The sequence below is a fragment of the Shewanella hanedai genome (assembly GCF_007197645.1).
Classification (GTDB): Bacteria; Pseudomonadota; Gammaproteobacteria; order Enterobacterales; family Shewanellaceae; genus Shewanella; species Shewanella hanedai.
In genome coordinates this window covers 23,089-35,831 of the sequence record NZ_VKGK01000027.1, presented here as the reverse complement: position 1 = coordinate 35,831, position 12,743 = coordinate 23,089, and the positions used below count along the sequence as shown (strand labels likewise).

Annotated in this window: 8 protein-coding genes; 3 read left to right on the top strand and 5 right to left on the bottom strand. The window is 42.0% G+C overall.

Annotation, left to right across the window (positions count from 1 at the left end; translation table 11 throughout):
* Positions 1–79 precede the first annotated feature (79 nt).
* From FN961_RS18950 to FN961_RS18935, 4 genes are all read right to left on the bottom strand, one after another.
* Complete coding sequence (locus FN961_RS18950; RefSeq protein WP_144041745.1) at positions 80–745, bottom strand: topoisomerase I; 666 nt, start codon at positions 743–745, stop codon at positions 80–82.
* An 88-nt stretch (positions 746–833) separates the two neighbouring features.
* Entirely contained in the window at positions 834–1,742 is a 909-nt protein-coding gene (locus FN961_RS18945; protein WP_144041744.1) for a leukocidin family pore-forming toxin, read from the bottom strand.
* 428 nt (positions 1,743–2,170) lie between these two features.
* The gene (locus FN961_RS18940) at positions 2,171–3,067 is read right to left on the bottom strand and encodes a DMT family transporter (RefSeq protein WP_229814740.1); all 897 of its coding nucleotides are present in this window, start codon (positions 3,065–3,067) and stop codon (positions 2,171–2,173) included.
* 12 nt (positions 3,068–3,079) lie between these two features.
* Positions 3,080–4,288 (bottom strand): bifunctional alpha/beta hydrolase/OsmC family protein, encoded by a 1,209-nt coding sequence (locus tag FN961_RS18935; protein WP_144041742.1) that lies wholly within the window; start codon positions 4,286–4,288, stop codon positions 3,080–3,082.
* Positions 4,289–4,700: 412 nt separating this feature from the next.
* Between FN961_RS18935 and FN961_RS18930 the strand changes: the two genes are divergently transcribed.
* A complete protein-coding gene (locus FN961_RS18930) occupies positions 4,701–6,653 on the top strand; it encodes a BCCT family transporter (protein ID WP_144041741.1) in 1,953 nt (650 codons plus the stop codon).
* A gap of 124 nt (positions 6,654–6,777) precedes the next feature.
* Here the strand turns inward: FN961_RS18930 and FN961_RS18925 are convergent, their stop codons facing one another.
* A complete protein-coding gene (locus tag FN961_RS18925; protein ID WP_144041740.1) occupies positions 6,778–7,884 on the bottom strand; it encodes a hypothetical protein in 1,107 nt (368 codons plus the stop codon).
* Positions 7,885–8,922: 1,038 nt separating this feature from the next.
* On the opposite strand from FN961_RS18925, the gene FN961_RS18920 reads away from it, so the two are divergent.
* Both FN961_RS18920 and FN961_RS18915 read left to right on the top strand, forming a co-directional pair.
* Complete coding sequence (locus tag FN961_RS18920) at positions 8,923–9,867, top strand: GGDEF domain-containing protein (protein ID WP_144041739.1); 945 nt, start codon at positions 8,923–8,925, stop codon at positions 9,865–9,867.
* 314 nt (positions 9,868–10,181) lie between these two features.
* Positions 10,182–12,476 carry a DUF1028 domain-containing protein gene (locus FN961_RS18915; protein ID WP_185972838.1) on the top strand — a complete coding sequence of 765 codons (2,295 nt, stop codon included), beginning with the start codon at positions 10,182–10,184 and terminating at the stop codon, positions 12,474–12,476.
* Positions 12,477–12,743: the final 267 nt, after the last annotated feature.

Sequence of the window (12,743 nt, the reverse complement as noted above, 5' to 3'; positions counted from 1 at the left end):
GTACTGACACTCACTATCCCGAGTTCAGGTTAAGTGGGAAATTGGAAAACGTGGCCAGTGAGTCTGGCCACAGATATGACTAAGGGGTGATTGAGGCTGTTTGCTCATTATTACTCGGTTCTATTAACCTCGCTTTCTCCGCTTTGAAGAGGGAAACCGCCAGTTTCACGTCCTCCAAAAATACTTGTTTATCCCCTTTATCGCTAATGGGCAGCACTAGATAATGTATTCCGCCATCGGGATTTTTTACTCCGCTCGCAATAAGGGCATCCCCTTCACTCGCTGTGCCAAAGTAGTCTGAGACAATATCCATATGACTCACGCCTATACTGGCTAAGTACTCAGGCTCAGTATTGTCAAAAAGTAATATATCGCCTGACTTTGAAATTCTTGCTAACTCGCTTTCAGTTTCACTATCAAATGGATAATTAACCGTATTCACGTACTTAATGCCTTCAGCTTCAATAAACTCATAAAGCTCAGTACTAAACTCATTAATCGGCTCAGATACCCAACTGCTCTCTTCGACCGGTTCAATATCAACACCTAGAGACTCGACATTTGAGATCACCTGACGAACCACACTGGGAATCGGCGGCCTATCGACGTCGAACATCTCCTTGGTGCTTATTAACCTCTGTTCATCCTTAACTTGGTACTCACTCGAACTGGGTAGATACAGATAACCCACGACTAAAAAGACACCCAGAAATGCGGTTCCTAGCAACAATTTAACTGGTTGCATCACTATTTCCCCTCTTACGATGAAGATATGTTCTCTACCGACAAAGGCCTAGCCTATGCCGATAGAGAGTCTCATAACTATTAGGTGACTAGATGTATAGATTATCCGCCCAACTCACGTTAACCTGACGCTCAATCTGGGTCCAACTGCTACTATCATTGTGGTTTTTCCAAGTAAAATCTGTGTACCAAGTACACCAATCTCGGCCAAAGTAATAATCCGTTTTTTTCCAACCTGCATATAAGTTAAATCGAGTACTCGTTTGACCATCTTCTAAGACATTCTTTCTATAAACCACTGCTGCTTCAGGTTTAAAGTCAGATCTCATCACCACCGGAAGCTGATTCTTATCGATTAAATTACCTGAATTACAGCTCGTCCAACTCGACAATAACCAATTTTTAGGCGGCGTATTGTTTCGAATCGTTTTGTTCTCAATATTCCAGCTTATGGTATCGTTGTTTTGACTAAAATCAGCAACAGTCTCAAACTCCGCCTGGTCATAGGTCACACGGTGACTCCAATCGATCCCACCACCTATACTTGGCGATTGCCCAGCGGTAAAACCTAAGTTAAAACCAATCGCTTCACTCACACTGGCTGTGCCAATGGTGTTTGCTGGCGCATGATTAATATGTCTTAAGGGAGAGCCACTTACGTAACCCACCTTTAGTTTGAAAGCCGTTGGCACAGAGTAGCGATAATCTCCTCCGTAAGTATATTCGTACATGGTTGCCTTAGAGGGAACATCAGTCATGTCGAAACCTGAGCCGCCTTTAAGTATCAACTTAACTTCTTTAACCCCAGTAGGTACATGGGATTGATTCCAAACATTTTGCACTGTGTAGATTAATCGAATCTTTTTGGCTCTTGCATCAGCATCATCAAGCTCAAGTAAAGTTGAAGTGTAAGCTTTCAGAGTATCTTCAGCGTGTACAGCACTAGCAGTTCCACAGAGGCCAAGTAGAATTGCAGTATATAGTTGTCTCTTCTTCATTCTCATATTTCCCATATAGTGAGTCGGCAACCCCAAATAGAGCTGCTTGTGATTTTAGACTTTGAGTTGGGGGATATTGGGAATCATAAAACTTCATGGCTTACACAAACCAATTGACTCGCCCCTCTATTCTCTGCTGAATATATATTCAACTTTTAAGATCTTTTACTCAGAGCAAAGACCTCAAAATCAGCATACATGACTATATTGACTTCAAGAATGATCAAATTTAAGAACATAAATCTCAAAAATAAGACGATAAAAGTTATTTACTTCAATAAATGATAAATAAGCAGCAAGTTTCGCTAATCAAACTCAGATGCCGTTATCTAAGCTTGGATGGGGGAAGTTGAGAAAGAGAAGGGGAGATTTGAGTATAAATTCACCATTCAGTAGGTGTAAAAAATCAATGAACCTATAATTCGATGTTAATCTGAAGTTCTATTGAGGTAAGCGCGCCCCAACACCAGCAACATGATCCCGCCTAACACCATAAATGAGGCGATAACCAAACGCTGCGACACCACTTCACTGGCGAAGAGTACGCCACCAATCGCAGCAATAATTGGCACTAAAAGCTGCACCGCTGCTGCTTGTGTTACCGACAAGCCTCTAATGGCAAAATACCAGACGGCATAACCAATACCAGAGGCTATTGCACCAGACATCACCGCCAATATCGCACCTGCTTGAGACAGATTGGCATTTTGAATGGTGACAACAAGCAAAATAACGATGAAAGGTAATGTTCGCATAAAATTATAAGCCGTATCTGAGATTGGATCTGTACAGCCTCTGCCCTTGACGGTATATAAACCCCACGCAACACCTGAAATCGTCATTAAGATAAAGCCTGTCATTGATGGCGTGCTCAGACTCGGCAGTACGAGATAAACAAACCCACTAAAAGCGATAACAACACCAGTCCACTCAAGATAATGCAACCGATTACCTGAAAGTATGCTTATCAAGATCATGGTGATCTGCACCGCACCAAACAGGATTAACGCACCGATCCCAGTATCAAGAGAGATATAGGCATATGAAAACGTCACCGCATACAGAAAGAGCAGGAAACCAGCCAACCAAGATCCCTTGGCCTCACTGTCACTAAGCTCAGCTGATGATTGTTTTTTCTGGATAAACTTAGCCAGTAACAAGATAATCACGAGCACCAAGATGCCAGACAATAACCGAATGGCAGTGAAACTTGCAGCATCAATGGCTTCATCACCTAATGCCAAACGGCAAAAAACAGAGTTGCCGGCAAATGCCAATAATGCAAAACAAGTAGCCAACAGGGTTTTTAACTTAGCTGGATCCATAACAGGATTCATTCAATTTTTAAGTTCTGTGGTCACGACTAACTTACTGTGCAACGTCTTATGCACTGGGCACTTTTCAGAGATAACCAACAAGGCCTGTTTTTGCTCGTCACTGAGATCACCAATCAACTCTATTTTCCTGCTCAAGGTATCTAACTGCCCTTTACCGGATTCACAAGTTTCACAGTCCTTTATGTAGGTTCTATTGTGAGTAAGGTCTATCTTGATATCTTGCAGCGGCCACTTTTTTCGCTCCGCATACATGCGCATGGTCATAGAAGTACAGGCACCAAGCGCCGCCAGTAGATGTTCATAGGGATCCGGTCCCAAATCTTTGCCCCCAACCTTGATTGGCTCATCAGCCAACCAGATATGACTGTCGCTGATGATGGTTTGGGTGAATTTATGATCTCTCTCTTCCACTCGAAGATGTCCCGAAGCGACTTGTTGTAACGACTGAGGGGAGATTGAAGAGTCCAGATAACGACTGCTCCAACTGGCAATCACGTTGGCGACATAAGTCGCATCCGCTTTGTTGGTTAACAGATGATCTGCTGAATCTAAGCTGACAAAGCTTTTAGGGTGTTTTGCTTGGGTATATATTCTCTCTGCTTGATCGATAGAGACCGTATCATCGACGGGTGAGTGCATCACTAACAGGGCTTTTTTATCCAGATTGAAAGCCTGCTTAGCGTGTTGCGCCAGATCATCCAGAAATTGCTTTTTAATGGTAAATTGTCGTGGCCCTAAATTGACATGGGCTAACCCCTGGGACTGAATTTCATCCATTGACGCAGCAAAATTATGCGCCACATGCTCAGGACTTGCAGGTGCCCCAATGGTCACAACCGCCTTACTTTCTGGGATCTGATTGGCGATGGCTAACACCGCCGCACCACCTAAGCTGTGACCAATAAGCAACTGCGGCGCTTCATATTCGCACCTTAAAAAATCGGCTGCTGCTTTAAGATCGTCAAGATTGGAGGAAAAGTTAGTATTGGCAAAATCACCATCACTATTACCGAGGCCAGTAAAATCGAATCTGAGAACAGCAATGCCCTGTTGAACCAATGCACGAGAGATACGTGAGGCGGCAGCAATATCCTTACCACAGGTAAAGCAGTGGGCGAACAATGCATAGGCACTAACCTGTCCATCAGGCCGCTCCAACAAGCCTGCTAAAATGGCATCTTTACTGGGAAACTCAATTTTTTCTCTCATCTTAACAACCTCGTAGTTTTACCAATCAGTATAAGAAAGTCCTCAACTCAGAGTGTAGCCCCTCAGAGGCACTAAACACTCAACTCAATATAAGACCTGACTAAACAAAGAAAGCTTTCCGACTAGCACGTGATCTCAAACAATTAAGATAATCAGATGTGCATCACACTTCATGCTCAATCTAGAGATAAGTCTGTCGACAAAAACCACAATTAACATTAAATTAAATTAAATTAATATTGCTCCACTACTAACTCAGGTAAACAAGCCACACCAGCATTTCAAAATACGCAACTCTAATAAACTTCAGCACTTAAACCAGACTAAACCCTGTCTTTCCTCAAGATAAGGGAAGCCCTTGTTGTGCATTTCTATCAATAACGTTTTCAGTTTTTACGGAAAATAAATAAAAATGAAAAAACACTTCGAACTCATCGATAAGCAAACATTTTTCGGTGCGTTAATCCTTCTTTTCTCTGTAGTCATACCCTTGATTATTTTCCCTGATGAGGGAGCAGCATGGATTGCTGTAGCAAAAACTTTCATGACCGATAAATTAGGATTTGCCTATTTAGGTCTAGGCTTATCTGCATTTTTCTTTATGATCTATATCGTTTTTTCCGATATTGGTCAGATCAAACTAGGTGACCCAGATGAGAAGCCTGAATTTGCGCTAGCCTCTTGGGCAGCCATGCTTTTCTGCGGTGGTATCGGAGCCAGTATTTTGTACTGGGGAACCATTGAGTGGGCCTATTACTACCAAAACCCTCCTTTCCAGCTAGAAGCTGGTAGTGAAGAAGCGATTCGCTGGGCAGCAACCTATGGTCTGTTCCATTGGGGACCGATTGCTTGGTGTATCTATATGATCCCAGCAATTCCCATCGCCTACTTCTTCTATGTTCGTAAGCAACCTGTACTGAAAGTATCTGCGGCATTGATGCCTGTAATTGGCGAAGCGAACAGTTCTGGTAAGTTAGGTAAGTTTATCGACATCCTGTTTATTTTTGGTTTGTTAGGCGGCGCTGCAACCACTTTAGGTTTAGCTGCACCACTAATTAACGAAGGAATAAGTTACCTGTTTGGCATTCCAGCAACGACCGGCAGTCAAATTGGCGTGCTGATGCTATGTACCGCATTATTTGCCTACTCCTCATATCAAGGAATGGACAAAGGGATTAAGGTACTGAGTAACATTAACTTCTGGGGCGCGTTAGCCCTATTAGCTTTTGTACTTGTTTGTGGGCCAACCATCTTTATGTTGGAAACCGGTCTGGACTCAATCGGCCGCATGCTCTCTAACTTCTTTGTGATGGCGACTTGGGCTGAACCTTTCGGCGGCATGGGCCCGTTTGAAGATACTCACTTCCCACAGGATTGGACTATTTTCTACTGGGCTTGGTGGTTAGTTTTTGCGCCAAGTATGGGACTGTTTGTTGCCCGAATCTCACGCGGAAGAACCATCAAAGGCATGGTCGCAGGTGCGGTATTCTTTGGTTCACTCGGCTGTTCAATGTACTTTATGATCTTAGGGAACTACGGACTGTCGTTACAGCTATCCGGACAACTCGATGTGATCAGCATCTTGAATATCGACGGCCCGACTCGCGCTATCTTTGCTATTTTGGAACAACTTCCTTTTAGCACTGTTGTCATCGCTGTATTTACTCTGTTATGTATCATCTTCACCGCAACGACCTTCGACTCTATCTCTTATATTCTGGCGTCAGTTGTACAGAATAATGTCACTGAAGATCCGATGCGTTGGAACCGATTATTCTGGGCCTTTACCCTCTCCTTAATGCCATCGGCATTGATGTTTATGGGTGGGTTAGCCACATTGCAAACAGCGGCGATTGTAGGGGGACTCCCCTTGTTAGTCATTGCTGTCATGTTGATGATATCTGGTGTTAAAGCCGCAAGTTTTGACCTGAGTAATCAAGATGATTATGTGGATCCGGTGATCCACATTTCTGAGCTACCTGATGTGGACCCTTGGAGCAAAGAGGGTCAAGCCCTTGCACGCTTCGAGCAACTACGTGATAGCGCAATTGAGGCTGCAGACCTTGAACGTGAAGCGCTAGACACCATCTGGCTGCTCAAGAAACAGCTACGCAGAGAAGCACTTTCTCGCGGCGAGTCAAGCTTAGAGCTTGGTGATGCACCCGATGAAATGATCAATGAGTTACGCAGGTTAGGCGAAGAAGCAATGAAAGCTAAAGAGCGCAAGTTAGAGGCTTCTGAGCAATCACAAGCGGCTCGTGTTGCCTTTGATGAGCTTATGCGTGACAAAGAGGAAGATGAGCTGTTACTTGCTAATGAAGAAGTTAAAGCAGCGATTCAGGCCAGACTGAATAATCCAAGTTAATCATGATTAATAATCATTGAATAAAAAAAGCGGGTTTGCCAATGGCAACCCGCTTTTTTATTGTCTAATACTAAATGATAAAAACTAGAAGATAGTTATTAGAAATAGTGACTAGAAATAGTGACTAGAAATAATAAGACAGGGCAATCGTAAAGCGACTGTTCCAGCTGTCATCGGCATCATCAGCTAATCCAAGAGCAGTGTCGCCTAACCACACAGCATTCTTACCTAAGTAATGATCCACATAGATATTAAATTTACCGTAACTGATATACATACCCGTTGTGTTCACATAAGACTTATCAAATTCAGCCAAGTCAGGTGAAACCACTGAGTAGTCATTGTAGAAGGTAATTGAGCCCCAAGTAGTAGGAACCTTTTTTGAAAGGTTAGCAGCAATCGTATTGGCTTTGGCAGCTGCACCGTAAGTGCCGTTACCTAAACCCATGATAACAATATCGGTATCAATTAAACCATCATCGTATTGATCAAAGTCTACTGCAGCATATTGCAGTTGCAGTTGGTAGCCTTCATAGGTTGCATCAAAGAAAGCGGTATAGTTGAAGCTATCGCCATTTTCACCAGCGACGTCGTCATAGAGCTGACCATACTCAACCGAAGCACCGACTAATAATGCAAAGTTGTCTTGATCATAACGGTAGGATTGGCGAGCTGCGATAGTATTAGAGCGTGTTGAATTGTAATCCATATCCTCATAAGTCGCTTTCGACACAGTACCCGCAAAATCCCGACCATCGCCATAAGCTGAGCTGCTTAAATAAGCAATTTCAGTTTGGAATCCATCTGCATAGCGATAGTCCATGGAGACACCTAAACCGTAATCATCTTCAATACCGTAGTAGTAGTTTAATGAATACCACCAGTTATGAGATGTTAAGTTATTACTGCCTGCAGGCTTACGGATTAAACCCGCATTAAAAGTAAGATCGTCATTAGCCTTATACCAAAAGTAACCATGCTTTAAATAATCGTAGCCACTTTTCAAACGGTAATTAACAGACACACCGTACTCCGAGTTTTCTCCAAAAGAGTCATCATATGTCAGTACGACTTGTGAGAAAGAGATATCACCTTTACGATCTTGAAGTTCTGGAGAGAAGTCGCTGTAATCGTAGGTAAACTCTATCCCACCACCCACACCAGCAACCGCTAATGTCGATGTTGAGGCTAAAAGAAGAGCAAGAGACGCCGTTATTTTATTGATTTTCATTTTATATTCTTAAAGTTAATACTTAAACCAGCACTTGAGCTTGTGCCAATTCACTTCTAGCTTCATTCTCTAGCTTAGGTATTTTTATTGTTTTTCATGCCGTATTATTTCTATTGCTAATACTGGCTGCGCTGTTCAACACCACATTTTAGATATTACTTATTTAGTGTTTTTTGTATTTATAGGATTAAAGATAAAAATTAACTTCATCACCTGAATCAATACTTATATTAATCAGTCCAAAAAAATAAAATCTTATCGAAATACAACCACAAAAAACCACAATTAAACCGACACTTAGTCGCAACTTAGTGACAATTAACAAACAGTTTAATTACAACTATTATTTAATAAGCTAATATTCATTTCTAATTAATCAGGAAACACACCTATTATAAATGTGTAAAGTGAATACAAACTTATTTCAGCCATGTTTTTATTAATGCATTTATGACGTTACCACTTATCGTTATTTATACTCAATCACTGTTATTTCAACTTTTGACTTTGCTCACTATTAATAACTACATATATTTTTCAACATAAATAACTTTACTATAAACAGAATTTACACCTCTTTTAGCGCACAGATTTTCAACAGTTAAGCACGGCTCAACAGTGAAGGTCTTTGGAGTGATTTATGACTAAGCAGTGAGTTATTCATGAAGGTTTTTTTGAAGAGATACAACATAGATTGAAGCGTTTTTTTCTAGATCATGACTCTTTTCACCCTAGCTTTTTCTGGAGCACCTATAATAAATAAGTACAGCAGGGTAAGGCTGTGACCTACTACAAATGGCTCTCTAGGATACAATGAAAAACAACCTGTTTTTATTATCATCTGCACCAATCAATAAATTTGAAACTCGTGTCTATATGGCAAGGGTTGATCGTTATTTTAGCCAGAGTATCAAGAATTCACCTCTACTGCTTATTGCCTCATTTATCTTAGCTACTTACCATTACAACTTAGGTTAATCATTGATTTTAATCGCTATTTGGCAATTTTCATTTGTATTATCCATTGCAATAATCTACATGATTGATAAGAAATGCAATGAGCAAGTGGCACTCAAAGCTGATCATGCAACACTCAAAAAAAGGCTAAGCCAACGCTTTTTTTTTGGATTGTTTATCGCCTTTTTATTTAGTGTCAGTCCTTTCATTTTGTTGGCCGATGTTCCATTGGATCACGTACAGCTTTATTACATTTTTCTCGTGTGTTTGTTTGCCGTTATTCTTGTCAGTAATATTAGCTTTCCAGAATATTACATTGCTTATGGCATGCTCATTCTTTCCATGATTTTCCTCCATACGGTCACACGATTCGATGACCACAGCAAAGGTGTTATCGCTTGTTCATCCTTGTTTTTACTGTTGGGATTCACTCTGATGATCCGCAAAGCCATAGAGATGTCTGAAAGTGCGCTCAATGAAGTGACCTATAGCATTACCTTAAAAGAGCAGATGCTTGAGATGATGGAGATGCAGGCATTAATAGAACATCAAGCACGCCATGATGAACTAACCGGTTTGGCCAACCGCCGTAAATTTGAAGAAGAAGCGGTGGAAATAGAAAACAGAGCAAAGGATTTTGGCGCCGTTTTTGGATTGATCTATGTTGATCTGGACAAGTTCAAACCAATAAATGATACCTATGGCCATCAATATGGGGACTGGGTACTGCAAGAGATTGCAAAGCGAATCACCAGCTGCACCCGAGAAACGGATCTAGTCTGCCGTATGGGAGGCGATGAGTTTTGTGTGTTGATAAAAAATGTCACCAATAATGAAGAACTTGAAAACCTCTCCACTCTATTAAAAGATCGGATAAAGATGCCATTCGCCATCAACGGTATAGATTTCAATTTAGGTGCCAGTATGGGCTCAGCCATTTACCCTACCGATGGGAAAAATGTAGATGCCTTAGTCTCTACCGCTGATCACAAAATGTATGAAGAGAAAAAAGCAGCACCAGGTTAGTCAGTGTCGAATGTTCATCTCATTGACCTCACGATGAAAGACAACGCCTCCGTGTATCACACCATAAGCGGTGCTGGTGATGAAGCCATGCACACTTTACTGCTTTTTCTGATCACACTTCTAATGAATACTAGCGTCCCCCTCATTCGCAACGAAAAGCAACACTGCAGTACATAACACCAGAATCAACTTAAAAACTTGATAAACTAACCTGCAAAAAACATACAAATAAGACTTAATGCTCTGCCACCAAGAAGATTTTAGACATTTCACGTTACAATCTGGCAACCTAATGCTTGTAAAAGATGATCTCAATGACCAAAAATACCTACATTACAATTTTCATTTTGTTTAGCTTAATCATCAGTAAAGTAAGTTACGCGACCTTTTCAATCGTGGCTGTAGATCCAAAAACACGAGAAGTAGGCACTGCAATCGCCACCTGCATTCATAATTTTGATCTTTCCCGAGTGGCTAAACTAGTGCCAAATAAAGGCGCTGTAAATACCCAAAGTTATATTAATTACGCCAATAACAGCAATGCTACTTCTCACATACAAGACAACCTGCAAGCAACAGAACTTATCGAATGGCTTAAACAAAATGACGCTCAAAACCGCCCCGATATACGTCAAAATCTAGCCACAACTATCGACAGTCAAGGAGATGTAGATAGCTCAGCTTTCACCGGACAAAGCTCCGGAGACTACAAAAATCATATCATTGGTAGCAACTACGCTATCGCTGGAAATATATTATCTGGTCCCTCAATTTTAAGCTCAATAGAGCACGCTTTTATCAGTGAGGAAGGAGACTTAAGCCATAAGCTTATGGCTGCATTGCAAGCCGCCAAGCAAAATGAGGCCGATAGCCGTTGCAAGCAAACCTCTTCTGCTTCAGCTTATCTAGGTATAGCTAAGCCAAATGATAATATTGCCATGCCATTTATGCATCTGGTTGCTCGCCCCCTTGACCGCAATGTTGATCCTATAGATGAGCTGCAATCACTCTTTAACTCTTTTCAAGAACAACAGCTTCTACTAAATCAGCATCAAGATTCTGATAATGATGGGATCCCTGATCACCTTGAATACCCTCGACTTGCTAAGCACTCTATCAATACTGGCGTATTTAGTTACGCCACTGGCAGCAACCTATTCACATCAAATGGTAGACTTCATCGAACTGATGTCAGTACACGGGATGTGTCAGATTTAGTGCTGACCTTAGTCGCCGGCCAAGATATGTATAAACTCATCTCAGGCAAACATATTGGCTTTTCGTTTTTGGATGAAACAGACACTCGAATCATCGTTAAGGACTCCGTAATAGGTCAAACGGCCTTCGCACAACCCGGGGCCAATGACACCGGTGTCTTGACCGCCGTAGGCAATGATCAAAACGGCCGCCAAGTTGCCCTGCTGTTATATCTGGATGGTAACCTCAGTACCGGGGCTTTTTATGCCTTAGACTCCTATGTACCTACCACTGCAAATAACCGAGATGTAGAGCTTCCAGGTACACCATACGACCCAGATGAATACGCTGATAGTGACGGTGATGGACAAGCTGACTACCTCGATTTAGACAGTGATAATGACGGTATCACTGATGAAGTAGAATACCCCGGACTTGTTAATTACCCTGTTAATGTTGGCGTATTTAGCTATGCCACAGGCAGTAATCTATTCGCCTCAAAAGGCAAGCTTCATCGAACTGATGTCAGTACACGGGATGTGTCAGATTTAGTGCTCACTTTAGCAGCTGGACTGGATATGTATAAACTCACTTCAGGAAAACATATTGGCTTTTCATTCATCGACGAAACAGGCGCTCACATCATCGTGGAAGATTCAGTCATTGGCCAAACTGCGTTTGCACAAGCTGGCCCCAATGAAACAGGAGTGCTAACTGCTGTCGGCCATGACCAAAATGGTCGCCAAACCGCACTGTTGTTATACCTAGATGGAAACCTCAGTACCGGGGCTTTTTATGCCTTAGACTCCTATGTTCCCTCCGCTGCAAATAACCGAGATATAGAGTTACCAGGGTCTCCATACAACCCTGATAAATATGCTGACAGTGATGCTGACGGACAAGCTAATTATCTCGACTTGGACAGTGACAATGATGGCATTACTGATGATTTAGAATACCCTGAGCAAGTTAACTACCCTGTTCATTCTGGTGTGTTTAGTTATGCCACAGGCAACAATGTATTCACATCCAATGGCAGGCTTCATCGAACCGATGTCAGTACAGGAGATGTGTCAGATTTAGTGCTGACTTTGGCCGCCGGGCTTGATATGTATAAACTGACTCCAGGTAAACATATTGGCTTTTCATTCACGGATGAAACTGGCACCCAAATCATCGTAAAAGATTCGGTCATTGGTCAAACGGCGTTTGCACAGCCTGGCCCCAATGAAACCGGAGTGCTAACAGCTGTTGGTCATGATCAAAATGGCCGCCAAGTTGCCCTATTGTTATACCTAGATGGAAACCTCAGTACTGGAGCTTTTTATGCCTTAGACTCCTATGTTCCCGCCACTGCGAATAACCGAGATGTAGAGCTTCCCGGTACACCCTATGCTGTTCAATTATATTAATAGCACAGGGTCCAGGCTTGTTAGCTATCACTCAAAACGAAAAGGTAATCACTTTGGTGTGAACGCGGCAAAACAGGTAAGTTTTGATAGAGTGCCCAAGGATGGGGCCATAGCGTGTCATTGAAGTCGTTACATGTTTGGCTAGAATTAAACATGAGGCCATCGTTGTGATAAACCACCAAACATACATTTAACCCAGTAATGTCTACTTAAAAGAGGACTTGAAACGTGTTATCTAACAAGTAACAAATCCCTTCCATCGCTATC